Below are 24,013 nucleotides of genomic sequence, written 5' to 3'. Positions count from 1 at the left end.
CGCAGATTCAATGTGGGAGGGGGCTTGCCCCCGATGGCGGTGTCTCAGCAACAAATTTAGCTGATTGACACGGCGCTATCGGGGGCAAGCCCCCTCCCACATAAGGCAATCGGTGCTTGCCTGATCCAACAAAACGGCCGTTATCTTATAGCAAAACGGCGACCAGAGGCCGCCGTTTAGTGCATTGCGCAAGTTTTTACGCCGCAGGCGCTGGCTCAGGCGCCGCTACCGGTTTGGGCAGCGACGACAGAAACGCCATGATCAACGCGGCCACATACGGCAGCGACTGCACCAGCAGCATCACCACCCAGAAGCGCATGTCGTTGCTTGGCAGGCCCTGCACCAGGTAGATCCCCAGCGCCGCGCCCCACAACAGCAGCATGATGAACATTTCTTCGCGGGCTTCGGAAATCGCCACCCAGAAGCCGTGGTTATCCGCGTTTTTCGGTGTACGAAAGAACGGAATACTGGTGGTGAAGAAGCCATACAGCACCGCTTTGGCGATGGTGTGGGACAACGCCAGGCCTGCAAGGGCCGCGCAGAATGCGTCCTTGAGGTTCACGCCCACCGCACGGCGGTACAGGAAGATGATCTTGCCGACCTTGAACACGAACAACGCCAACGGAGGGATCGCGAAAATCAGCAGCGGCGGATCGACCCGCGTTGGCACGATGATCATCGCCGCCGACCACAACAGTGCGCCGACGGTGAAGAAGATGTTCATGCCGTCCGCCACCCACGGCAACCAGCCCGCGAGGAAGTGGTAGCGCTGGCCACGGGTCAGCTCGGTGTCCTTGCCGCGCAGCAGGCTGGCGGTGTGGCGCTTGATGATCTGGATCGCACCGTAGGCCCAGCGGAAACGCTGTTTCTTGAAGTCGATAAAGGTATCGGGCATCAGGCCCTTGCCGTAGCTGTCGTGGTAATACGCCGCCGACAAGCCTTTCTCGAACACCCGCAGGCCCAGTTCGGCGTCTTCGCAGATGCACCAGTCGGCCCAGCCGAGTTCTTCGAGCACCGAGCGACGGGTCATGGTCATGGTGCCGTGCTGGATGATCGCATCGCGGTCGTTACGGGTGACCATGCCGATATGAAAGAAGCCTTTGTATTCCGCGTAGCAGAGCTTCTTGAAGGTACTTTCGTTCTGGTCGCGGTAATCCTGGGGCGACTGCACCACGGCGATTTTCGGGTCGGCGAAGTGCGGCACCATGTGCTTGAGCCAGTTCGGCGACACGCAGTAGTCCGAGTCGATCACCGCGATCACTTCGGCATCCTTGGCGGTGTGCGGGATCAGGTAGTTCAGCGCGCCGCCCTTGAAACCGGCCAGGGGCGCGACGTGGAAAAACTTGAAGCGCGGGCCGAGGGTTTCGCAGTAGTCGCGCACCGGTTCCCAAACCGCCGGGTCCTTGGTGTTGTTGTCGATGATCAGGACTTCGTAGTCCGGGTAATCGAGGGCGGCCAGGGCGTCGAGGGTCTGTTTGACCATCTCCGGCGGCTCGTTGTAGCACGGCACATGGATCGAGACTTTCGGGCGGTAGTCCGAATCCCCCTCGACCGGCAGGAATTCACGACGACGCTTGTGGGTCCAGACGGCTTCGGCCAGTTCATGGGCCTCGGTCAGCAACACGATAAACACGCCGAGGGCCCCGAGCGCCAGGAGGATACCCACGGTGACACTGAACCAAGTGCTGTATTGCTGGCTGTAGTCGTAGCCGATCCACACCAGTACCGAGCCGCACAGGAACGCGATAAAGGTCAGGAAGGTCCGGCCACGCTGGCGCAGGGCCGAGCCGTCGATCATCAGCAGGGTCAGGGACAGCAGTGCCAGCACCACCGAACCGATGGCCAGCACGCGCCATTGCGGGATCGCGACGACAGGCCCTTCAAAGTTGAATTTCTGCTGGCGTGCGGCGTTGAACACGCCCCAATAGGCGCCGGCAGATCCTTCGTCGCTGACTTTCCACGGCTGGTCGAACGCTTCGATCACAAAGTAGTTGTAGCCCTGGCGATTGAGCTTGTTCACCAGCGTGCGCAGGTAAATCGCCTGGTCTGCCGGGGATGTTTCGTTACCCCCGCGCATACGTCCGTTGCTCGGCCAGCCAATTTCCGACAGTAGCAGCGGCTTTTTCGGGAAGAGTTTTTTCAGGTCTTTGGCCCGGTCCAGTACGTACTGGCCAGCCTTGTCCATGGGGATGTATTCCCAGAACGGCAGGATGTGCGCGGCGATCAGATCGACGTGCTTGGCCAGTTTCGGGTTCTTTTCCCAGATGTGCCACTGCTCGGAGGTGGTCACCGGTACTTTCACCGCAGCGCGCACCCGGTCGAGCAGCACGATCAGCGCTTCAGGGGTGATTTCTTCGCGGAACAGCGCCTCGTTGCCGACCACCACGCGCACGACACTGCGCGAGCTGTTGGCGATCTCGATGGCACGCTGGATTTCGCGCTCGTTACGCTCCAGGTCCGGGCTGATCCAGATTCCCAGGGTGACGCGCAAGCCGAACTCTTCCGCCAGCTTAGGGATATCCCCCAAGGTGCCGTCGACCGAGTAGGTACGGATGTTGTCCGTCAGCTTGCTCATGATCTCCAGGTCACGACGCATCTGCTCGTCCGTGGGGTACTGGTCTTTTTGCGGGAACTGGCCTTGCTGGAACGGCGAGTAGGAAAAACCGGAGATTTGCTCAGGCCAGTTGGGAGCAGTGACCGGGCGGTTGACCAGCGCCCAGAAGCCGGTGAACAGCGCGGCAATTGCCAGCACGATCACCAGGTTGAGTCCAAATTTACGCGATGCCATGGTTATGTCGGGTTCCAAAGGGTGTGGAACGAAAAGAGGTGTCGGCCTGCACCGAACGGCGCGCATCCTACACCGGCCTTTCCCCGAGCGTACAGCAGACAGAGAAAAGCCGGACGTTAGTCAGCAAAAGGCCATCTAAGTTCTTTACTTGTAGCTTGAAGCTTCGAACTTGTCGCTGCGTAGCCCTATAATGCGCGCCGGTTTTTGGGGTAATGGTCATGAGTACAGAAGATCCGCGGTTTGCAGGCGTCGCCCGCTTGTATGGCATTGAAGGCCTGGAACGCTTGAAAGCGGCCCATGTGGCGATCGTCGGCGTCGGCGGCGTGGGCTCCTGGGCGGCGGAAGCCATGGCCCGTTGTGGGGTCGGCGAGATTTCGCTGTTTGACCTGGACGATGTCTGCGTCAGCAACAGCAACCGCCAGTTGCACGCCCTGGACAGCACCGTGGGCAAGCCCAAGGTCGAGGTAATGGCCGAGCGCCTGCGCGGCATCAACCCGGACTGCACCGTGCACGCGGTGGCGGACTTCGTGACCCGCGACACCATGGCCGAATACATCACGCCGAATATTGATTGCGTGATCGACTGCATCGACGCCGTCAACGCCAAGGCCGCGCTGATTGCCTGGTGCAAGCGTCGCAAGATCCAGATCATCACCACCGGTGGCGCTGGTGGGCAGATTGACCCGACGCTGATCCAGGTGTGCGACCTGAACCGCACCTTCAATGATCCATTGGCGTCGAAAGTGCGCTCCACCCTGCGTCGTGACTACAATTTTTCCCGCACCGTGACCCGCCATTACAGCGTGCCGTGTGTGTTTTCTTCCGAGCAGCTGCGCTATCCCAAGCCGGACGGCAGCATCTGTTTGCAGAAAAGTTTTGTGGGTGATGGGGTGAAGCTGGACTGCGCCGGTGGGTTTGGCGCGGTGATGATGGTCACGGCCACGTTCGGTATGGTGGCGGCGACCAAGGCGGTGGACAAGATTGTGGCTGGGGTGCGTCGGCCTTCGGAGCGGGTCAAGCCCGCCTGAATCTCAGGACTTTACACAGTTCAAAATGTGGGAGGGTGCTTGCCCCCTCCCACATTCAGCTTTGTGTTCGGCTGAGTTCGCGCATCCGCTGCAGAACTGCATTCAAACCGTTGCTGCGTGACGGGGAGAGTTGGCGCGAAAGCCCAAGTTGATTGAACCACTCCGGCAGATCAACTGCCTGCAACTCAGCAGCCGACAACCCATTGACCCGCGCCAGCAGCAACGCCACCAGCCCCCGGATCATTCGCGCATCACTGCTGGCGGAAAACTGCCAATGGCCGTCGTGCAAGCGCCCCAGCAACCACACCTGGCTTTCGCATCCGTGCACAAGATTGGCGTCGACCTTCTCTTCATCGGCCAAGGCGGGAAGGCGCTCGCCCCACTGCATCAGCATCCGCGCGCGTTGTTCCCAACTTCCTACGGCCTGGAAGGCTTCCAAGGCGGCAATCGCATCCACGGGCAAACTCATCGCAACATGTCCAGTGCCTGATCCAGCGCTTCAAAAAAGCGCTCAAGATCGTCGGAATCGTTGTACAGCGCCAGGGAAACGCGGATCGCTCCTGACAGTTGCATCGCCTTGAGCAGCGGCATAGCGCAATGATGGCCGGCGCGTACCGCAATGCCTTGCTCGGTCAGCAGGTGCGCGAGGTCGGCGTTGTGCACGCCCTCGACCACAAAGCTGACCAGCGCCACCTGCGGCGAGCCCAGCACCCGCACGCCGTTGCGCGCCTTCAGGCCGTGCAACAGGTAGTCATGCAAGGCCGCTTCATGGGCGATGACCGCTTGCGGGTCCAGGGAACTCAGGTAATCCAGGCTGGCGCCCAGGCCGATCACGCTGGCAATCGGCGGAGTACCCGCCTCGAAGCCCAGCGGCGCGGGGCGAAAGCTCGCGCTGTGGTAGTCCGCCTGCTGCACCATCTCCCCGCCGAACTGCCAGTGGCGCAGGTGATGCAGGGCTTCGTTGCGGCCATAGAGCACGCCGACGCCGTCCGGGCCGTAGAGTTTGTGGCTGGAGAAAACATAAAAGTCGCATCCCAGCGCTTGCACGTCATGGCGACCGTGGACGATGCCTTGGGCGCCGTCGACCACGGTCAGGGCGCCGTGGGGCTGCGCCAAAGCCAGCAAGGCTTGCAGCGGTTGCCAGGCGCCAAGCACGTTGGACAACTGGCTCACTGCCAGCAGGCGCGTGCGTGGGCCGATCAATTCGGCGGCGGCGTGCAGGTCGATCACGCCGTCATCACCGAGTGGCAATACCACCAGCGTGAGCGCGCGACGTTTGGCCAGTTGCTGCCAGGGCAGCAGGTTGGCGTGGTGTTCCAGGGCGCTGATGACAATCTCATCGCCCGCATTGAATAAGTGCTCAAGGCCGTAGGCCAGGAGGTTCAGCGCAGAGGTAGCACCGTGGGTAAACACGATTTGCCCGGTGTCACCTGCATTCAACCATTGCGCAACTTTGCTGCGACTGTCCTCGAAGGCCTGGGTCGCGTGGGCGCCCGGTAAATGCTGGGCACGGTGCACATTGGCTGCGCCGTTGGCGTAGTAATGGCTGATGGCATCCAATAAGGCTTGGGGTTTTTGCGTCGTAGCGGCGTTGTCCAGATAGGTCTGGTCTTGCCGTTGCAGGGTGGCAATGGCCGGAAAATCGGCGCGCCAGGGGGAGGGCACAAGCATGGTGGTCAAGACTCGTATAAGCGAGCCCCAGGATCGGGGCCCGCTAGTGGCATCGAGTGGCTGCTTAGTTGTGAGCGTGCAGCGCTTCGTTCAGTTCGATGGCCGATTTGTGGGTTTTGCACTCCACGGCACCCGTCTCGGAATTGCGGCGGAACAGCAGGTCCGGTTGACCGGCCAATTCACGTGCCTTGACCACTTTGACCAATTGGTTCTGCTCATCCAGCAGCGCAACCTTGGTCCCGGCAGTCACATACAAGCCCGATTCCACGGTGTTGCGGTCGCCCAACGGGATACCGATACCGGCGTTGGCGCCGATCAGGCAGCCTTCGCCAACCTTGATCACAATATTGCCGCCGCCCGACAGGGTGCCCATGGTGGAGCAGCCGCCGCCCAGGTCCGAGCCCTTGCCGACGAACACGCCTGCCGACACGCGGCCTTCGATCATGCCCGGGCCTTCAGTGCCGGCGTTGAAGTTGACGAAACCTTCGTGCATCACCGTGGTGCCTTCGCCCACGTAGGCGCCCAGGCGGATACGTGCCGCGTCAGCGATACGCACGCCGGCCGGAACCACGTAGTCGGTCATTTTCGGGAACTTGTCCACCGAGAACACTTCCAGCAGCTCGCCACGCAGGCGTGCTTCCAGTTGGCGTTCGGCCAGTTCGCCGATGTCGATCGCGCCCTGGCTGGTCCAGGCCACGTTCGGCAGCTGCGGGAACACGCCAGCCAGGCTCAGGCCGTGGGGCTTGACCAGGCGGTGGGACAGCAAGTGCAGTTTGAGGTAGGCCTCAGGCGTGGAGGTCAGTGCGGCGTCTTCGGCCAGCAGGGTGGCGACCAGCGGCGTGTGGCTTTCCGCCAGGCGGCTCAGCAGAGCGGCTTGGGTGGCGTCGACGCCCTTGAGCGCGTCGGCCAGTTGCAGCGCCTGGGTCACAGTGAAGGTGATCGCCTGGTTACCTTCGGTGTAACCGAGGATCGGCGCGATGGCCGCGACGATTTCAGCCGATGGATTAAGCAGCGGTTGTGCGTAAAACACTTCCAGCCAAGCACCTTGGCGGTTCTGAGTGCCAACGCCGAAGCCCAGGCTGAACAGGGAATGGGACATGCTGTTACCTCTACAAAAATGGAAGGGCTGGCCTACTTGAGGGCCGCCGAATAACTATCTGGCTTGAAGCCAATCAGGGTTCTGTCACCGAGATCAAGCACCGGGCGCTTGATCATCGAAGGTTGCGCGAGCATCAATTCAATGGCTTTCGACTGATCGAGATCGGCTTTGCGTTCGTCTTCGAGTTTGCGAAAGGTGGTGCCCGCACGGTTCAAAACCACCTGCCAACCGTGCTCGTCGCACCATTGGGTCAAGTGTTCGCGGTCGATACCGGCCGTTTTGTAGTCGTGGAACTCATAGCTCACAGCGTGCTCATCGAGCCAGGTGCGCGCCTTTTTCATGGTGTCGCAGGCTTTGATGCCGAAAAGGTGCAACGTTTTGCTTGAAGCGGTCAAGGAATTGCCCCCTTTTAGGATGCTCAAAACGAAAGGTCCGGGATTATGCCACGACCAGCGGGTTTGGGTGCCGGTCGTCCTGCGCTGTGCGACTTTTGTGCAAAAGCCAGCGCGTAACATAGCCGGTTAATATGGCACTTCAGTGGCCAGTTGTTGCCTGATGTGTGTCGTTGCAAGTCGATTGTCCGGGAAAACCGCGTTAGGCAAACCGCCTGCACCGTTCTTATTCATTTCCCGGCCTGCACCAGGATCACGGCATTCGGACGAAGCTATCACGACTATCAAAGTATCGAGCTGGGGTTTATGAGTGTGCCTCATGAGCCCTTGCCGATTTACCCGTCTAGTCCATATTCGCCAGCGCGCTTACTGTTCTGCCAACGTTAAATGTCGGGAGATCGAAATGCACAAGCGCGCGCTCGGAACCAGTTCACTTGAAGTCTGCGCCTTGGGTTTAGGCTGCATGGGCTTGAGCCATGGCTACGGCCCCGCTACGGACACCCAACAAGCTATCTCATTGATGGCGGCAAATCCCCATGGAACCGGCGGATCTGGCCGCGCACAACTGCATTAATCTGCGTCTCCCGACTCATGGGAGCCTCATGCAGTGGGATTTCGAGAAGAACGGTCACGAACTCAAGGCACGCGTAGAAGGGCAATGGACATTCAACAGCAGCGTGCCAATGTTGCGTGCGGCTGTGGCGGGATGTGGTTTGGCGTTTCTTCCAGAAGACATGGTGGCCAACGAACTTGCGGAGGGCAGTCTCGTGCGGGTTCTGGAAGATTGGTGCCAGCCGTTCGCGGGCTACCATCTTTACTATCCGAATCGACGTGAGCATTCATCCGCATTTGGCGTTGTGGTTGACGCATTAGTTTATAAACAATGAGCGATGGGCAGGGGGGGCCTATTGTTGCAGCGCAAGCTTCGGCTCAAAGCCCTGCGTGCGCAACGCCTTGAGTTATGCAGTCTGAGTCAGCATCACGAAATCGCGGACGATGTATTGCGGGAGGCGTTGGCGGAGCTTGATATGAGTGAGGCGAACCTGGGATTGAGAAAGTAGCGTCTTCGCCCTTATCGGGTCTGGGGTAGGTTTTTTTCGCCCAGGCAATGTCCCCCGCACTGAGTGTCGAGCCTCCTGAGTGGTACACGTTGCTAGTGGTCAAGCCGGGGTCGATGGCGTAATGCATGATCGAGTCTGGATCGTAGGGCAAAAAATCGTAGGACTCGCTGCGCGGTAGCGGTAGAAAGTTGGTTTGCTGATCGGGTTGTGGGTAGTTCAGGTCAAGAACAGCGTGATCCCATTGGACATTGGCATCGGGATGTTGATGCGCGTGGTGTGCGCCCAGCATGTGCCCGAACTCATGCAGCACGGTTTGGTTGAATGACGGTAACGTATGATCTCTCGGCAGGCTCATCGTTGGGGCGCCATACAAAGCACGTTGAGCGTCGTTACCTATCCGTGAGGAGCCGCCCGCGTCGCCTACCATGTTCTGCGTAATTTTAGCGTCGCCCTCGTCGCCCGATACGAACTCGAATGTGAGGTTGATATGGGTTGACCACTCGTTGGCGGCGTTTTTGACTGCCCGCACATAGGGGTCATCCATCGGGTAATCGTACATCGCGATCTTGATAGTGCTGTTTTGCGGCCAGTATTTAGCGGGCTCACCCACGTTGCGTCGACTTCTGGAAAGGCGTTCGGGTTGATCGACGCCATCGTTCGAGCGATCAGTGGGGGGAGGGGAGCAGGGGGTAAAAACGGTGGCTGAGATCATGGCTTTTTCCCGTTGGAGTCAGTGACGAATCTGTTGACTGATTTGTCCTGAACGCAGGGGAAGTTCCAGCATGGAGTGTATGTAATGTTTAACTTGGCCCGTGATATCTGTCGGATACCACGGGCCATAGCGTTTATTTTCGGCGGTTAATGAACGCCCGGATCCGCTCAGCCGCTTCCACACACTCCGCCAACGGCGCAACCAGCGCCAGGCGCACACGGCCGGCCCCAGGGTTGAAGCCATCGACTTCCCGCGACAGGTACGAGCCCGGCACCACGGTCACGTGCTCTTGCACGAACAAATCCCGGCAGAACGCGGCATCGTCGCCATTCACATTCGGCCACAGGTAGAAACCACCATCGGGGTGTTGCACATCGAGCACCGGCTTGAGAATCGCCAGCACAGCGTTGAATTTCTCGCGATACAAGTCACGATTGGCCAGCACGTGGGCTTCGTCCTGCCAGGCCGCAATGCTGGCCAGTTGCGTTTGTACCGGCATCGCGCAGCCATGGTAGGTGCGGTACAGCAGGAAGGCCTTGAGGATGTCCGCGTCGCCGGCCACAAAACCGGAGCGCAGGCCCGGCAGGTTGGAGCGCTTGGACAGGCTGTGGAACACCACGCAGCGCTTGAAGTCCTGGCGGCCCAGTTCGACACAGGCGCTCAGCAGCCCCGGCGGCGGGGTTTGTTCGTCGAAGTACAGCTCGCTATAGCACTCGTCGGCGGCGATGACGAAGTCGTATTCGTCGGCCAGGGCGATCAGTTTTTTCAGGGTCTCGACCGGGATCAGCGCGCCGGTCGGGTTACCGGGGGAGCACAGGAACAGGATCTGGCAGCGTTTCCAGATATCCGGCGTCACAGCGTCGAAGTCCGGGTTGAAGCCGTTCTCATCCAGGCATGGCAGGTAATGCGGCTTGGCCCCGGCCAGGAACGCGGCGCCTTCGTAGATTTGGTAGAACGGGTTCGGGCTGACGACCAGGGCATCGTCGCCACGGTTGACCACTGTCTGGGTGAAGGCGAACAGCGCCTCGCGGGTGCCGTTGACCGGCAGGATATTGCGCGCCGGGTCGAGCCAGCCCTTGGGCACGTTGAAGCGACGTTCACACCAGGCGCCGATGGCCTCGCGCAGCGCCGGGATGCCCAGGGTAGTAGGGTACACCGCCATCTGGTCGAGGTTGCTGCTCAGTGCCTCGGCCACGAAGGTCGGGGATTTGTGCTTGGGCTCGCCGATGGACAGCGCAATCGGGCGCTTGTCCGGGTTCGGCGTGACGCTGCCCAGCAGTGCGCGCAGTTTCTCGAACGGGTAGGGTTGCAGCTGGTTCAGGGCGTTGTTCATGGGAATCTCGTGCAAGGCGTTAAAAACTGGAATGAGGTTTAGATCGTCAGGCGCGTCAGCTCGACGCCGGGTTCCTGAGTCACGCTCAACTGCTGCACGATGGCTTCCTGCAATCGCAGGCACAGCTCAGGATCGGACAGTGGCTGGTTGTCGGCGTCGGTAATAAAGAACACGTCTTCCACGCGCTCGCCGAGGGTCGCAATCTTGGCGTTCTGCAATGACAGGTCGAACTCCAGGAAGATCCCGCCGATACGTGCCAGCAGGCCCGGGCGGTCCGGCGCGCTGAGTTCCAGCACGGTGACCGGGCGCTGCGCGTCGTTGGAGATGGTCACCTGGGGCGCAAATGCAAAGTGCTTGAGCTGGCGCGGCACCCGGCGCTGGATGATGGTCGGGTAGTCGTCCGGGTTGCGCAGGGCCTCGGTGAGGCCTTCGCGGATCTTTTTCACCCGTGCCGGGTTGTCGCCGATGGACTCGCCTTCGGTGTCGAGCACGATATAAGTGTCGAGGGTGAACTGGCTGCTGGAAGTGATCACCCGGGCATCGTGGATGTTCAGGTTGAGCTGGTCCATGGCCGCCACGGTCACGGCGAAGAAGTCGTGCTGGTCGGGCGCATAGATGAAAATCTGCGTGCCGCCTTCGAATTCGCGCTGGGTGGTTTCCTTGATCAGTACCAGCGGGCCGCCATCGGCGGGCTGCTGCAGGATCGCGTCAGTGTGCCAGGCTACATCGCCGGCAGTGTGGCGCAGGAAGTAATCATCACCCAATTGCGACCACAGCTGCTCGACGTCGTCCGGGTCGTTGCCGCCGCGCACCAGGATATCCAGCGCCGCGCTTTGGGTGCGGCGGATCTGCTCTTCGCGGTCCACCGGGTTTTCCAGGCCACGGCGCAGCGCACGCTTGGTCTCGGTGTACAGCTGGCGCAACAGGCTGGCGCGCCACGAGTTCCACAGCGTCGGGTTGGTGGCGTTGATGTCGGAGACGGTCAGCACGTACAGGTAGTCGAGGCGGGTTTCATCGCCGACCGCCTGTGCGAAGTCATGGATCACCTGCGGGTCGGACAAGTCCTTGCGCTGGGCCGTGGTCGACATGACCAGATGGTTCTGCACCAACCAGACGATCAGGCGGCTGTCCCATTGCGGCAGTTGGTGGCGCTGGCAGAAGGCCTCCGCGTCGACCGCGCCGACTTCGGAGTGGTCGCCATGCCGGCCCTTGCCGATGTCGTGGTACAGGCCGGCCAGGTAGATCAGTTCCGGCTTGGGCAGCCTGGCCATGAGCTTACTGGCCAGCGGGAATTTCTCCGACACCTGGGTGTACTGCAGCTTACGCAGGTGCTTGATCAGGTTCAGGGTGTGCGCATCCACCGTATAGATGTGGAACAGGTCGTGCTGCATCTGCCCGACGATAAAACCGAACTCCGGCAGATAGCGCCCGAGAATGCCGTAGCGGTTCATGCGACGCAGATTGCGATGGATACCGATCTTGCACTTGAACAGCTCGATAAACAGGCTGGTGTTGCGGATGTCATTGCGGAAATCATCGTCGATCAGGTGACGGTTTTCCCGTAGCAGGCGGATGGTGTCGGCGCGCACACCTTTAATTTCCGGCTGCTGGGCCATCAATACGAAGATTTCCAGCATGGCGAACGGGGTGCGGCGGAACACGTTGTCGTTGCGTGCCTCGATATAGCCGTCGTGCAGTTGGAAGCGCGAATTGATTGGCTGCGGCGGTGCTTCGTCTTCGGGGGCGAGGATCACTTCTTCGAAGTGCTGGATGATCAGGTCGCTGAGCTGGGCAATGCTCATGACCACCCGGTAGTACTGCTGCATGAAGCTTTCAATGCTGGTCTTGGCGTCTTCGCCTTCAAAGCCCAGCAGGGTGGCGATGGAGCGTTGATGGTCGAACAGCAGGCGGTCTTCGGAGCGGCCGGCGAGCATGTGCAGGGCGTAGCGCACTTTCCAGATGAATTCCTGGGATGAGGCCAACAGGGCGTTTTCGCTTTCTACCAGAAAGCCTTCGCCAGCCAGGGCGCGCAGGTTCAGGGTGCCGTACTGGCGACGGGCTACCCACAAAATCGTCTGGATGTCGCGCAGCCCGCCCGGCGAGCCTTTGACGTTGGGTTCCAGGTTGTATTCGGTGTCGTTGTACTTGTGGTGCCGGGTCTTCTGCTCGGCGCGCTTGGCCAGGAAGAACTCCTTGCTCGGCCACATATGCGCGGTGCTGGTGACTTCCAGCATGCGCTGGCGCAGGCGCTCGGGGCCGGCGATGGTGCGGCTTTCCATCAGGTTGGTGATTACGGTGAGGTCGGCGCGGGCCTCTTCGGCGCATTCGTCCACCGAGCGCACGCTCTGGCCGACTTCAAGGCCGATGTCCCACAGTAGCGTCAGAAAACGCTCGATGGAATCGCGAAAGGTCTCATGGTCGGCGCTGTCCAGCAGGATCAGCAGGTCGATGTCGGAGTAGGGGTGCAGTTCGCCACGGCCATAGCCGCCGACGGCCACCAGGGCGATGTCGGCGTCTTCACTCCAGTTGAACTGTTCCCAGGCCTTTTGCAGGATGTTGTCGACGAACCAGGCGCGGTCCTCGATCAGTCGGCGGATGTCCCGGCCGCTGCGAAAGCGCTCATCGAGCACCTCGCGGGCCTGGCGGATCGCTTTCTTGAAAGCGGCGATGGGGCTTGCCTTCAGGGCCAGTTCGGCCTGGAACTGGCCACGGTCGAAGAGTTCGGGATCCACCTGGGGCATCGATCGGCTTTCCTTTCTATCTATAGTCAGTCACAACACGCTGTGGGAAAACCTGGGCAACCTTCAAGCCGAAATGCGAGGGATCGTGTCGTCGGCGCGCAGGGTGAAGATCTCGTAGCCGGTTTCGGTGACCAGCAGGGTGTGTTCCCACTGGGCCGAGAGCTTGCGGTCCTTGGTGATGGCGGTCCAGCCGTCGCCCAGCACCTTGGTGTCGGCCTTGCCCTGGTTGATCATCGGCTCGATGGTAAAGGTCATGCCTGCCTTGAGCTCCATGCCGGTGCCGGCGCGCCCGTAGTGCAGGATCTGCGGTTCTTCATGGAATACGGTGCCGATGCCGTGGCCACAGAAATCACGTACCACCGAGAAACCGTTCTTTTCAGCGTGTTTCTGGATCACTTCACCGATATCGCCCAGGCGGCAGCCGGGCTTGACGATTTCGATTGCCTTGTACATGCATTCCTGGGTGACCTGGGACAGGCGCTCGGCCCAGACCGGCACGTTGCCGACGTGGAACATGCGGCTGGTGTCGCCGAAGTAGCGGTCCTTGATCACGGTGACGTCGATGTTAAGGGTGTCGCCGTCTTTCAGGGGTTTGTCGCACGGGATGCCGTGGCAGACCACGTGGTTGATCGAGGTGCAGATCGACTTGGGGAAGCCCTTGTAGTTCAGCGGCGCAGGAATGGCGCCCTGCACATTGACGATATAGTCATGGCAGATCTGGTTCAGGGTGTCGGTGGTGACGCCTGGCTTGACGTGTTCGGCAATCATTTCCAGTACGTCGGCAGCCAGTTTGCCGGCAATGCGCATGCCGGCGATGTCTTCGGCGGTTTTCAAACTAACAGTCATACAGGCTCTCTCTAGCGCGGCGCGCTGAAATCAATACGGTTTACGGGCGCGCGACAAAAGGTTACAGAATTCGCACAAGCCCCAAAAAACGCGATTCTAACAGACGCGGGCGGCAAATCATGAGCCCCTGACGATCGCTTCTATCTATGAGGTGGGGCTATATCCGCTCTATTCAAAGGGTTGCGTATCACTCGCGCACGCCAAATGTGATTGCGGGTTCCGTTTTCGCCCTTCGTGTGGTATAAAATGCGCCGCTTTCCGGGGATGCCCCGAAGAGCTTAAATCCACACACGTGTCGACACGATGACCTGGGTGCCGGAGGCCTTGATGCCGCTGGTTGGTCATTGGGATACGTGGAGGCCAAACCCGACTTATTAAGGAACTATCATGTCCCAAGTCAACATGCGCGATATGCTGAAGGCCGGTGTGCACTTCGGTCACCAGACCCGTTACTGGAACCCGAAAATGGGTAAATACATTTTCGGCGCGCGTAACAAGATCCACATCATCAACCTTGAAAAAACCCTGCCAATGTTCAACGAAGCTCTGACTTTCGTAGAGCGCCTGGCCCAGGGCAAAAACAAGATTCTGTTCGTCGGCACCAAGCGTTCCGCTGGCAAGATCGTTGCTGAAGAAGCAGCACGTTGCGGTTCGCCGTACGTCGATCACCGCTGGTTGGGCGGCATGCTGACCAACTTCAAAACCATCCGTGCTTCCATCAAGCGTCTGCGTGACCTTGAAGTGCAAGCCGAAGACGGTACTTTCGCCAAGCTGACCAAGAAAGAAGCGCTGATGCGCTCCCGTGACCTGGAAAAGCTCGATCGTTCCCTGGGTGGTATCAAGGACATGGGCGGTCTGCCTGACGCACTGTTCGTTATCGACGTTGATCACGAGCGCATCGCGATCACCGAAGCCAACAAGCTGGGCATCCCTGTTATCGGCGTAGTCGATACCAACAGCAGCCCGGAAGGCGTTGACTACATCATCCCAGGCAACGATGACGCAATCCGCGCTATCCAGCTGTACATGGGTTCGATGGCTGACGCTGTAATCCGTGGTCGTAACCACGTTGCTGGTGGTACCGAGCAGTTCGTTGAAGAAGCTCCGGTAGCCGCAGCTGAGTAATTGACGCCCTGGCGTTGACTCAGTAAGCAAAAAGGGGGCTTGGCCCCCTTTTTGCCACCTCGAAAACCATTTGTGAACGGCGCAGCTACATCATCTGTAACGTGCAGCGGCCTACAAGGGTGGTTCGGGAAGAATTGATCCCCCGTTCGATCGGGTGGAATGGTTGAAAACCTATCCAAGAGGAATTTGAAAATGGCAGCAATTACTGCAGCGTTGGTTAAAGAACTGCGTGAGCGTACCGGCGAAGGCATGATGGATTGCAAGAAAGCCCTGGAAAAGGCTGACGGCGACATCGAAAAAGCCATTGATGACATGCGTGCTTCCGGCGCCATCAAGGCTGCCAAGAAAGCAGGCAACGTAGCTGCTGAAGGCGCTATCGCTCTGAAAGAAGACGGCAAATCTGCCGTTCTGCTGGAAGTGAACTCGCAGACCGACTTCCTGGCTCTGCAGGACGACTTCAAGGCATTTGTTGCTGCCAGCGTTGAAAAAGCGTTCGCCGACAAACTGACTGACGTCGCTCCGCTGATCGAGGCTCAAGAAGCTGCTCGCCTGGTACTGGTCGGCAAGGTTGGCGAAAACGTCAACATCCGTCGCCTGGTACGCGTTGAAGGTGATGTTGTTGGCGGTTACCTGCACGGCAACAAGATCGGTGTTGCAGTTGTCCTGAAAGGCGGCAACGTTGAACTGGCCAAAGACATCGCTATGCACGTAGCGGCCAGCAACCCTGAGTTCCTGCTGCCTTCGGAAGTTTCTGCCGAAGCCATCGAGCGCGAAAAAGCTGTGTTCCTGCAGCTGAACGAAGAAAAAATCAAAGGCAAGCCAGAAAACATTGTTGAGAACATGGTCAAAGGCCGTATCAGCAAGTTCCTGGCTGAAGCAAGCCTGGTTGAGCAGGCGTTCGTCAAGAACCCTGAAATCAAGGTTGGCGAACTGGCTAAGAAAGCCGGTGCTGAAATCGTTTCCTTCACTTACTTCAAAGTAGGCGAAGGCATCGAGAAGCCGGTCGACAACTTCGCTGAAGAAGTTGCTGCCCAGCTGGCTGCCGCCAAGCAATAAGACAGTTTTCAACTGTCGCCCGAAAGAGGCTGCCCGCTCACGCGCGCAGCCTCTTTTCAAATGGGCAGGCCGAATTTATTTGGCTTACCCTCGGAACTGGCTTACAAAGCCGTGTTCCGATGGCGCTGTGACAGCGTCCAGCTAGAGTGAACGCAAGCCGTAAACGGCTCGCCAAGAATTTTTAAAAATACGCCGCAGGAGAGATTCGCAATGGCTCAGCAGGGCAGTGGTTATCAGGCTCGCTATAAACGCATTCTACTCAAGCTCAGCGGCGAGGCCCTGATGGGCTCGGAAGAGTTCGGGATTGATCCCAAGGTGCTCGACCGCATGGCGCTGGAAGTCGGCCAATTGGTCGGCATCGGCGTACAAGTCGGCCTGGTGATCGGTGGCGGTAACCTGTTCCGTGGCGCGGCACTGAGTGCGGCCGGTATGGATCGGGTCACTGGCGACCACATGGGCATGCTGGCCACTGTGATGAACGCCCTGGCGATGCGTGATGCCCTGGAGCGTGCCAATATCTCGGCTATCGTGATGTCGGCTATTTCCATGGTAGGCGTGACCGATCACTATGATCGCCGCAAAGCCATGCGCCATTTGAACTCAAAAGAAGTGGTGATCTTCGCCGCCGGTACCGGTAACCCGTTCTTTACCACTGATTCCGCGGCGTGCTTGCGTGCCATTGAAATCGATGCTGATGTGGTGCTGAAGGCGACCAAGGTAGATGGTGTGTACACCGCAGACCCATTCAAAGACCCGCATGCCGAGAAGTTCGATCATCTGACCTACGATGAAGTGCTGGATCGCAAGCTGGGTGTGATGGATCTGACGGCTATTTGCCTGTGCCGCGACCACAAGATGCCGCTGCGCGTATTTAATATGAACAAGCCCGGCGCCCTGCTGAATATCGTACACGGCGGCGCAGAAGGGACTCTGATCGAGGAAGGCCAACAATGATCAACGAAATCAAGAAAGACGCTCAAGAGCGTATGCAGAAATCCCTGGAATCCCTGGCCCATGCATTTGGCCAGATTCGTACCGGCAAGGCGCACCCGAGCATCCTGGGTAGCGTGATGGTGCCTTACTATGGTTCTGACACCCCGCTGAGCGGTGTGGCCAACGTGACCGTGAAGGATTCGCGTACCCTGCAAGTTGTTGCCTTCGAGCGCAACATGCTCGGTGCTGTCGACAAGGCAATCCAGAGCGCGGGCCTGAACCTCAACCCGACCAACCTGGGTGAGTTGCTGTTGATCTCCATGCCAGCTCTGACTGAGGAAACTCGCAAGGGCTTCACCAAGCAGGCGCGTAGCGCAGCTGAAGATGCACGCGTTGCTGTGCGTAACATCCGTCGCGATGCTTTGGGTGACCTGAAGAAGTTGGTCAAGGACAAGGAAATCAGCGAAGACGAAGAGCGTCGCGCCGTTGCCGATATCGATAAGCTGACCAAGGACGCCGAGGCCCAGATCACCAAGGCTACCGACGATAAAGAAAAGGACCTGATGGCCGTATAAGGGGTCAGGACGCCTTCATGGAAAAGACCAAGCAGACTGTACCCTCTGTGGTGCCGCGCCATGTCGCGATCATCATGGATGGGAATAATCGCTGGGCGAAGAAACGCTTTATGCCCGGTGTCGCCGGGCATAAAGCGGGTGTTGATGCGGTGCGGGCTGTGATTGAGGTGTGTGCCGAGGCCAAGGTCGAGGTGTTGACCTTGTTCGCCTTTTCCAGTGAAAACTGGCAGCGGCCTGCCGAAGAGGTCAGCGCCTTGATGGATCTGTTCTTCAAGGCGTTGCGTCGTGAGGCCAAGCGTCTTAACGACAACAATATCAGCCTGCGCATCATCGGTGATCGCTCGCGCTTCCACCCGGAACTGCAGGCGGCCATGCGCGAAGCCGAGGCCATCACGGCTGGCGCCAACCGTTTTGTGTTGCAGATCGCAGCCAATTACGGCGGCCAGTGGGATATCGCCCAAGCTGCGCAGCGGCTGGCTCGCGAAGTGCAGGCCGGTCATCTGCGGCCGGACGACATCACGCCTGAGCTGTTGCAAACCTGCCTGGTGACCGGCGACCTGCCGTTGCCAGACTTGTGCATCCGTACCGGCGGCGAGCATCGCATCAGCAACTTCCTCTTGTGGCAGTTGGCCTACACCGAGCTGTACTTCTCCGACCTGTTCTGGCCGGACTTCAAACACGATGCCATGCGCACCGCGCTGGCCGATTTCGCTTCCCGCCAACGTCGCTTCGGTAAAACGAGCGAGCAGGTCGAAGCTGGAGCCCGGGTTTAAATGCTTAAACAACGAATCATCACAGCACTGATCCTGTTGCCGATCGCCTTGTGTGGGTTTTTCCTGCTCGACGGTTCCGGTTTTGCCCTGTTTATTGGCCTGGTTGTAACCCTTGGTGCCTGGGAATGGGCGCGATTGGCAGGGTTCAACGCACAGTTGCCCCGCGTGGCGTATGCCGCAGTGGTGGCGGTGTTGCTGTTTCTCATGCATACCCTGTCGAGCATCATCGTCCCTTGGGTGCTGGGCGCTGCGGTGCTGTGGTGGGCGCTTGCGACCTATCTGGTGCTGACGTTCCCGCGCAGCAGTGGGCATTGGTCCAGTGTGGCCAGCAAGTTGGTGATTGGCTTGTTGATTCTGTTGCCTGCCTGGCAAGGGTTGGTGGAGATCAAGAATGCGCCGATGGGCAATTGGCTGATCATGGCGGTGATGGTGCTGGTCTGGGGCGCGGATATCGGCGCCTACTTCTCGGGTCGGGCATTCGGCAAGCGCAAGCTGGCGCCGGCGGTCAGTCCGGGCAAGAGTTGGGAAGGGGTGTACGGCGGTCTGGCATTGACCCTGCTGATCACCTTGGTGGTCGGCGTTGTACGGGATTGGTCGGTCACGGACATCTTCCTCGCCCTGCTGGGCACGGCCATCGTCGTCTTTATTTCGGTTGTGGGCGATCTCACCGAAAGCATGTTCAAGCGCCAGGCCGGGATCAAGGACAGCAGTAACCTGCTGCCGGGCCACGGCGGGGTGCTGGACCGTATCGACAGCCTTACCGCTGCCATCCCGATCTTTGCCGTGCTGTTGTGGATGACTGCTTCGTGAGCCGTCTGCAACAAGTGACCGTGCTCGGTGCAACTGGCTCGGTAGGGTTGAGCACCCTTGACGTGATCGCACGTCACCCTGACCGCTATCAAGTGTTTGCCCTGACCGGATTCACCCGCCTGAGCGAATTGCTGGCGTTGTGTGTACGCCACGTGCCGCGTTTTGCGGTAGTGCCTGAAGCGGCAGCGGCGCGCAGTCTGCAGGATGACTTGCGGGCTGCCGGGCTGGCCACTCAGGTGCTGGTGGGCGAGGAGGGGTTGTGCCAGGTCTCGGCCGATGCGCAAGTCGATACAGTGGTTGCCGCTATCGTCGGTGCCGCGGGCTTGCGCCCAACCTTGGCTGCCGTTGATGCGGGCAAAAAAATCCTGCTGGCCAATAAAGAAGCGCTGGTGATGTCCGGTGCACTCTTTATGCAGGCGGTGCGTAAAAGCGGTGCCGTGCTGCTGCCTCTGGACAGTGAGCACAACGCAATCTTCCAGTGCATGCCCGGTGACTATGCCCGTGGCTTGAGCCAGGTTGGCGTGCGTCGGATTCTGCTCACGGCCTCCGGTGGTCCTTTTCGACAAACTCCGCTGGCAGACCTGGAGCAGGTGTCTCCGGATCAGGCGTGCGCTCATCCGAACTGGTCCATGGGGCGCAAGATCTCCGTGGATTCGGCCAGCATGATGAACAAGGGTCTGGAGTTGATCGAGGCCTGCTGGTTGTTCGACGCACGGCCGGACCAGGTTGAGGTGGTCATCCACCCGCAAAGCGTGATTCATTCGCTGGTCGACTACGTGGACGGTTCGGTATTGGCCCAGTTGGGTAATCCCGATATGCGCACGCCGATCGCCAACGCCCTGGCCTGGCCGGAGCGGATTGATTCCGGTGTGGCGCCTCTGGACCTGTTTGCAGTCGCTCGCCTGGACTTTGAAGCACCGGACGAGCAGCGCTTTCCTTGTCTGCGCTTGGCGCGACACGCGGCAGAGGCGGGTAACAGTGCGCCGGCGATGCTCAATGCAGCTAACGAGGTGGCCGTGGCGGCGTTTCTCGAACGGCGCATCCGCTTTCCGCAGATCGCGAGTATTATCGAGGACGTCCTGAGTCTTGAGCCTGTGGTGGCTGTGAATGACCTTGGGGCAGTATTTGAGGCGGACTCCAAGGCGCGGACCTTGGCCGAGCAATGGTTGAGCCGCAACACGCGTTAGTCTGTGGGCGCGTTTGAGCCTTCAGGCACTGGATTGGAATGCGGAGAAATTAGATGAGTGCGCTTTACATGATTGTCGGCACCCTGGTTGCTCTGGGTGTGCTGGTCACCTTCCACGAATTCGGCCACTTCTGGGTGGCGCGTCGTTGCGGCGTCAAGGTACTGCGTTTTTCCGTCGGTTTCGGCATGCCGCTGGTTCGCTGGCACGACCGTCATGGTACGGAGTTCGTGATTGCGGCCATCCCGTTGGGTGGCTACGTCAAGATGCTCGATGAGCGCGAAGGCGAAGTGCCGGCTGACCAATTGGATCAATCCTTCAATCGCAAGACCGTTCGTCAGCGTATCGCTATCGTTGCTGCTGGCCCGATCGCCAACTTCCTGTTGGCAATGTTCTTCTTCTGGGTCTTGGCCATGCTCGGCAGCGAGCAGGTGCGTCCAGTCATCGGCGCGGTCGAGGCAGACAGTATCGCGGCCAAGGCAGGTCTGGTTGCCGGCCAGGAAATTGTTTCTATAGATGGCGAGCCGACCACCGGGTGGGGCGCGGTCAATCTGCAACTGGTGCGCCGCTTGGGTGAAAGCGGCACCGTCAATGTCGTGGTGCGTGAGCAGGATTCCAATGCTGAAACCCCGCGTTCGTTGGCCTTGGACCAGTGGCTCAAAGGCGCTGATGAGCCTGATCCGATCAAATCCCTGGGTATCCGTCCGTGGCGTCCTGCGCTGCCTCCGGTGCTTGCCGAGCTGGATCCGAAGGGCCCGGCCCAGGCCGCAGGCCTGAAAACCGGTGATCGCCTGCTGGCCCTCGATGGCCAGGCGCTGGGGGAATGGCAACAAGTGGTCGATCTGGTACGTGTACGCCCTGATACCAAAATTGTGCTGAAAGTTGAGCGCGATGGTGCTCAAATCGACGTCCCCGTGACCCTGGCGGTACGTGGCGAAGCCAAGGCGGCCGGGGGTTACCTGGGTGCTGGCGTCAAGAGCCCCGAGTGGCCGCCATCGATGGTGCGTGAGGTCAGTTTCGGGCCGTTGGCGGCAATTGGCGAGGGTGCAAAACGCACCTGGACCATGAGTGTGCTGACCCTCGAATCCCTCAAGAAAATGTTGTTCGGCGAGCTCTCGGTAAAAAACTTGAGTGGACCGATAACCATTGCTAAAGTGGCGGGCGCTTCTGCCCAGTCGGGTGTCGCGGATTTCCTGAATTTCCTGGCTTATCTGAGTATTAGCCTGGGTGTTCTGAATTTGCTGCCCATTCCTGTATTGGATGGGGGGCATCTGTTGTTTTATCTGGTCGAGTGGGTGCGTGGTCGCCCCTTGTCGGATCGGGTGCAGGGTTGGGGGATACAGATCGGTATCAGTTTGGTGGTCGGGGTGATGTTGTTAGCCCTTGTCAACGATCTGGGTCGACTGTAACGCTTCGCTGAATTGCGAATCTGCCGCATTTTGCGGCAGTTTGTTTATTGCCAGTTGGAATAAGAAAGGACTTCATGAAACGTCTGCTGCTAACTGCGGTTCTCACCGTATTGATGATCGCCGAAGTTCACGCCGAGTCCTTCACCATCTCCGATATTCGCGTCAACGGCCTCCAGCGGGTTTCCGCGGGTAGCGTCTTTGGTGCGTTACCGTTGAACGTCGGTGAACAGGCTGATGACCGTCGCCTGGTGGAATCCACTCGTGCGCTGTTCAAAACCGGTTTCTTTCAAGACATCCAGCTGGGGCGCGAAGGTAACGTCCTGGTCATCACTGTTGTCGAGCGACCTTCCGTCGCCAGTATCGAGATCGAGGGTAACAAGGCGATCTCTACTGAAGACCTCATGAAGGGCCTCAAGCAATCCGGCCTGGCCGAGGGCGAGATCTTCCAGCGTGCCACCCTTGAAGGTGTACGTAACGAACTGCAGCGTCAGTACGTTGCCCAGGGTCGCTACTCCGCGACCGTGGAAACGGAAGTGGTCCCGCAGCCTCGTAACCGTGTCGGCCTGAAGGTCAATATCAACGAAGGCACCGTGGCGGCCATTCAGCACATCAACGTGGTGGGCAACACCAAGTTTGCTGATGAAGACCTGATCGACCTGTTCGAGCTCAAGACCACCAACTGGCTGTCGTTCTTCAAGAACGATGACAAGTACGCCCGTGAGAAACTCTCCGGTGACCTGGAGCGTCTGCGTTCGTACTACCTGGACCGTGGCTATATCAACATGGATATCGCTTCGACCCAGGTGTCCATCACCCCGGACAAGAAGCACGTCTACATCACCGTCAACGTCAACGAAGGCGAGAAGTACAAGGTTCGTGACGTCAAGCTGAGCGGCGACTTGAAAGTGCCTGAAGACCAGGTCAAGGCCCTGCTGCTGGTTCAGAAAGACCAAGTGTTCTCGCGCAAGCTGATGACCACCACGTCCGAACTGATCACCCGTCGCCTGGGTAACGAAGGCTATACCTTCGCCAACGTCAACGGCGTACCGACCCCGCACGATGATGACCACACTGTGGACATCACCTTCGTGGTTGACCCAGGCAAGCGTGCCTACGTGAACCGCATCAACTTCCGTGGCAACACCAAGTCTGCGGACGAAGTGCTGCGCCGTGAAATGCGCCAGATGGAAGGTGGCTGGGCGTCGACGTACCTGATCGACCAGTCCAAGACCCGTCTTGAACGCCTGGGCTTCTTCAAGGAAGTCAACGTCGAAACCCCGGCTGTACCGGGCGTGGATGACCAGGTTGACGTGAATTACGCCGTAGAGGAACAAGCGTCGGGTTCCATCACCGCCAGCGTCGGTTTTGCGCAGAGCGCGGGCCTGATCCTGGGTGGGTCCATCACCCAGAACAACTTCCTCGGTACCGGTAACCGTGTCTCCATCGGCCTGACCCGCAGCGAATACCAGAGCCGCTATAACTTCGGTTATACCGACCCCTACTGGACTGCTGACGGTGTGAGCCTGGGCTACAACGCCTTCTACCGCACCACCGACTACAAAGACCTCGATGTTGACGTTGCAAGCTATGCGATCGACAGCCTCGGCGCGGGTGTCAACGTTGGCTACCCGATCAGCGAAACCTCGCGTCTGACCTTCGGCCTGACCGCGCAGCAGGATGAGATCAAGACCGGTGTCTACACCGTGGACGAAATCTTCGACTTCACCCGTCGTGAAGGTGACAAGTTCCTGAACTTCAAGGCGTCTGCCGGCTGGTCCGAGTCGACCCTGAACAAAGGTGTACTGGCGACCCGTGGTCACTCCCAGAGCCTGACCTTGGAAACCACCACGCCGGGCAGCGACCTGTCGTTCTTCAAACTCGACTACCGTGGCCAGTTGTTCCAGCCGCTGAGCGATAACTACACCATGCGCCTGCACACTGAGCTGGGTTATGGCGATGGTTATGGTTCGACCAACGGCTTGCCGTTCTATGAGAACTACTACGCCGGTGGTTTCAACTCGGTACGTGGCTTCAAGGACAGCACCTTGGGCCCGCGTGGTACGCCGAGCCGTGGTGCAGGTGTGACCGGTAACTCGGGCACTGTCGTCGACTCGGACGATGACCCGCTGCCATTCGGTGGTAACGTGTTGATCCAGGGTGGTGCGGAAATTCTGTTCCCGCTGCCGTTCGTCAAAGATCAGCGATCCCTGCGTACTTCGGTCTTCTGGGACGTGGGTAACGTGTTCGACTCCAAGTGTGAGCAGATCACCAACCCAAGCGGCGTGAAGTCCAAGACTCAATGCAACGACGTGAGCCTCAGCAACCTGGCGAGCTCCGTGGGTGTTGGCGTGACATGGGTGACTGCGCTTGGCCCGTTGAGCTTTGCTCTGGCCATGCCGATCAAGAAACCGGATAACGCTGAAACCCAGATTTTCCAATTCTCCCTCGGCCAGACGTTCTAAGCGTCTGACCCAAGA

At 59.3% G+C, this 24,013-nt stretch carries 18 protein-coding genes and 3 pseudogenes; 12 read left to right on the top strand and 9 right to left on the bottom strand.

Features of this window, described 5'->3' with window-relative positions; all coding sequences use genetic code 11:
* Positions 1-196: 196 nt before the first annotated feature.
* Complete coding sequence (locus AOA60_RS04550; RefSeq protein ID WP_099583369.1) at positions 197-2,788, bottom strand: glycosyltransferase; 2,592 nt, start codon at positions 2,786-2,788, stop codon at positions 197-199.
* A 218-nt stretch (positions 2,789-3,006) separates the two neighbouring features.
* Between AOA60_RS04550 and tcdA the strand changes: the two genes are divergently transcribed.
* Entirely contained in the window at positions 3,007-3,816 is an 810-nt protein-coding gene (gene tcdA, locus AOA60_RS04545; protein ID WP_160384998.1) for a tRNA cyclic N6-threonylcarbamoyladenosine(37) synthase TcdA, read from the top strand.
* Positions 3,817-3,871: 55 nt separating this feature from the next.
* Here the strand turns inward: tcdA and AOA60_RS04540 are convergent, their stop codons facing one another.
* From AOA60_RS04540 to AOA60_RS04525, 4 genes are all read right to left on the bottom strand, one after another.
* Positions 3,872-4,285, bottom strand: a complete 414-nt coding sequence (locus AOA60_RS04540) for a SufE family protein (protein WP_099583367.1) — start codon at positions 4,283-4,285, stop codon at positions 3,872-3,874.
* The gene (locus AOA60_RS04535) at positions 4,282-5,487 is read right to left on the bottom strand and encodes an aminotransferase class V-fold PLP-dependent enzyme (RefSeq protein WP_099583366.1); all 1,206 of its coding nucleotides are present in this window, start codon (positions 5,485-5,487) and stop codon (positions 4,282-4,284) included. The genes AOA60_RS04540 and AOA60_RS04535 overlap by 4 nt, the downstream gene beginning before the upstream one ends.
* A gap of 64 nt (positions 5,488-5,551) precedes the next feature.
* Complete coding sequence (gene dapD / locus AOA60_RS04530; RefSeq protein ID WP_099583365.1) at positions 5,552-6,586, bottom strand: 2,3,4,5-tetrahydropyridine-2,6-dicarboxylate N-succinyltransferase; 1,035 nt, start codon at positions 6,584-6,586, stop codon at positions 5,552-5,554.
* Positions 6,587-6,618: 32 nt separating this feature from the next.
* Entirely contained in the window at positions 6,619-6,981 is a 363-nt protein-coding gene (locus AOA60_RS04525; protein WP_099583364.1) for an ArsC family reductase, read from the bottom strand.
* A 400-nt stretch (positions 6,982-7,381) separates the two neighbouring features.
* Between AOA60_RS04525 and AOA60_RS04515 the strand changes: the two are divergent.
* Positions 7,382-7,501 (top strand): annotated as a pseudogene (locus AOA60_RS04515) (aldo/keto reductase); the annotation flags it as partial.
* A 1-nt stretch (position 7,502) separates the two neighbouring features.
* Positions 7,503-7,865: pseudogene (locus tag AOA60_RS04510) on the top strand (LysR substrate-binding domain-containing protein); the annotation flags it as partial.
* A 301-nt stretch (positions 7,866-8,166) separates the two neighbouring features.
* Here AOA60_RS04510 and AOA60_RS04505 read toward each other — a convergent pair.
* The 4 genes and pseudogenes from AOA60_RS04505 to map all read right to left on the bottom strand — a co-directional run.
* A pseudogene (locus AOA60_RS04505) lies at positions 8,167-8,751 on the bottom strand (M12 family metallopeptidase); the annotation flags it as partial.
* A gap of 133 nt (positions 8,752-8,884) precedes the next feature.
* Positions 8,885-10,084: a succinyldiaminopimelate transaminase gene (dapC, locus tag AOA60_RS04500; protein WP_099583361.1), complete on the bottom strand. Its 1,200-nt coding sequence runs from the start codon at positions 10,082-10,084 to the stop codon at positions 8,885-8,887.
* A gap of 38 nt (positions 10,085-10,122) precedes the next feature.
* Positions 10,123-12,825 (bottom strand): [protein-PII] uridylyltransferase, encoded by a 2,703-nt coding sequence (locus AOA60_RS04495; RefSeq protein WP_099583360.1) that lies wholly within the window; start codon positions 12,823-12,825, stop codon positions 10,123-10,125.
* A gap of 63 nt (positions 12,826-12,888) precedes the next feature.
* Positions 12,889-13,671 carry a type I methionyl aminopeptidase gene (gene map / locus AOA60_RS04490; protein ID WP_099583359.1) on the bottom strand — a complete coding sequence of 261 codons (783 nt, stop codon included), beginning with the start codon at positions 13,669-13,671 and terminating at the stop codon, positions 12,889-12,891.
* A 387-nt stretch (positions 13,672-14,058) separates the two neighbouring features.
* On the opposite strand from map, the gene rpsB reads away from it, so the two are divergent.
* The 9 genes from rpsB to bamA all read left to right on the top strand — a co-directional run bounded on the left by rpsB (position 14,059) and on the right by bamA (position 23,998).
* Positions 14,059-14,796, top strand: coding sequence for a 30S ribosomal protein S2 (gene rpsB / locus AOA60_RS04485; RefSeq protein ID WP_003189158.1), 738 nt, complete (start codon positions 14,059-14,061; stop codon positions 14,794-14,796).
* Positions 14,797-14,988: 192 nt separating this feature from the next.
* A complete protein-coding gene (gene tsf, locus AOA60_RS04480) occupies positions 14,989-15,852 on the top strand; it encodes a translation elongation factor Ts (protein ID WP_099583358.1) in 864 nt (287 codons plus the stop codon).
* Positions 15,853-16,062: 210 nt separating this feature from the next.
* Positions 16,063-16,806, top strand: coding sequence for a UMP kinase (gene pyrH, locus AOA60_RS04475; protein ID WP_003189161.1), 744 nt, complete (start codon positions 16,063-16,065; stop codon positions 16,804-16,806).
* Complete coding sequence (frr, locus tag AOA60_RS04470; protein WP_099583357.1) at positions 16,803-17,360, top strand: ribosome recycling factor; 558 nt, start codon at positions 16,803-16,805, stop codon at positions 17,358-17,360. The genes pyrH and frr overlap by 4 nt, the downstream gene beginning before the upstream one ends.
* Before the next feature lie 17 nt (positions 17,361-17,377).
* Positions 17,378-18,133 (top strand): polyprenyl diphosphate synthase, encoded by a 756-nt coding sequence (gene uppS, locus AOA60_RS04465; protein WP_099583356.1) that lies wholly within the window; start codon positions 17,378-17,380, stop codon positions 18,131-18,133.
* Entirely contained in the window at positions 18,134-18,943 is an 810-nt protein-coding gene (locus AOA60_RS04460; protein WP_099583355.1) for a phosphatidate cytidylyltransferase, read from the top strand.
* Positions 18,940-20,130 (top strand): 1-deoxy-D-xylulose-5-phosphate reductoisomerase, encoded by a 1,191-nt coding sequence (gene ispC / locus AOA60_RS04455; RefSeq protein ID WP_099583354.1) that lies wholly within the window; start codon positions 18,940-18,942, stop codon positions 20,128-20,130. The genes AOA60_RS04460 and ispC overlap by 4 nt, the downstream gene beginning before the upstream one ends.
* 53 nt (positions 20,131-20,183) lie before the next feature.
* Positions 20,184-21,536 carry a sigma E protease regulator RseP gene (gene rseP, locus AOA60_RS04450; RefSeq protein WP_099583353.1) on the top strand — a complete coding sequence of 451 codons (1,353 nt, stop codon included), beginning with the start codon at positions 20,184-20,186 and terminating at the stop codon, positions 21,534-21,536.
* A gap of 74 nt (positions 21,537-21,610) precedes the next feature.
* A complete protein-coding gene (gene bamA, locus AOA60_RS04445) occupies positions 21,611-23,998 on the top strand; it encodes an outer membrane protein assembly factor BamA (RefSeq protein WP_099583352.1) in 2,388 nt (795 codons plus the stop codon).
* Positions 23,999-24,013 lie beyond the last annotated feature (15 nt).

The organism is Pseudomonas sp. 2822-17, assembly GCF_002742485.1.
GTDB classification, from domain to species: Bacteria; Pseudomonadota; Gammaproteobacteria; order Pseudomonadales; family Pseudomonadaceae; genus Aquipseudomonas; species Aquipseudomonas cyclaminis.
Note: the sequence above shows the minus strand (reverse complement) of the source record. Positions and strands in the feature narration are given on the sequence as shown.

Bases quoted from the DNA above. Each gene is read 5' to 3' on its own strand.
- AOA60_RS04550 (WP_099583369.1), bottom strand. From the start codon at position 2,788: ATGGCATCGCGTAAATTTGGACTCAACCTGGTGATCGTGCTGGCAATT.
- tcdA (WP_160384998.1), top strand. From the start codon at position 3,007: ATGAGTACAGAAGATCCGCGGTTTGCAGGCGTCGCCCGCTTGTATGGC.
- AOA60_RS04540 (WP_099583367.1), bottom strand. From the start codon at position 4,285: ATGAGTTTGCCCGTGGATGCGATTGCCGCCTTGGAAGCCTTCCAGGCC.
- AOA60_RS04535 (WP_099583366.1), bottom strand. From the start codon at position 5,487: ATGCTTGTGCCCTCCCCCTGGCGCGCCGATTTTCCGGCCATTGCCACC.
- dapD (WP_099583365.1), bottom strand. From the start codon at position 6,586: ATGTCCCATTCCCTGTTCAGCCTGGGCTTCGGCGTTGGCACTCAGAAC.
- dapC (WP_099583361.1), bottom strand. From the start codon at position 10,084: ATGAACAACGCCCTGAACCAGCTGCAACCCTACCCGTTCGAGAAACTG.
- AOA60_RS04495 (WP_099583360.1), bottom strand. From the start codon at position 12,825: ATGCCCCAGGTGGATCCCGAACTCTTCGACCGTGGCCAGTTCCAGGCC.
- map (WP_099583359.1), bottom strand. From the start codon at position 13,671: ATGACTGTTAGTTTGAAAACCGCCGAAGACATCGCCGGCATGCGCATT.
- rpsB (WP_003189158.1), top strand. From the start codon at position 14,059: ATGTCCCAAGTCAACATGCGCGATATGCTGAAGGCCGGTGTGCACTTC.
- tsf (WP_099583358.1), top strand. From the start codon at position 14,989: ATGGCAGCAATTACTGCAGCGTTGGTTAAAGAACTGCGTGAGCGTACC.
- pyrH (WP_003189161.1), top strand. From the start codon at position 16,063: ATGGCTCAGCAGGGCAGTGGTTATCAGGCTCGCTATAAACGCATTCTA.
- frr (WP_099583357.1), top strand. From the start codon at position 16,803: ATGATCAACGAAATCAAGAAAGACGCTCAAGAGCGTATGCAGAAATCC.
- uppS (WP_099583356.1), top strand. From the start codon at position 17,378: ATGGAAAAGACCAAGCAGACTGTACCCTCTGTGGTGCCGCGCCATGTC.
- AOA60_RS04460 (WP_099583355.1), top strand. From the start codon at position 18,134: ATGCTTAAACAACGAATCATCACAGCACTGATCCTGTTGCCGATCGCC.
- rseP (WP_099583353.1), top strand. From the start codon at position 20,184: ATGAGTGCGCTTTACATGATTGTCGGCACCCTGGTTGCTCTGGGTGTG.
- bamA (WP_099583352.1), top strand. From the start codon at position 21,611: ATGAAACGTCTGCTGCTAACTGCGGTTCTCACCGTATTGATGATCGCC.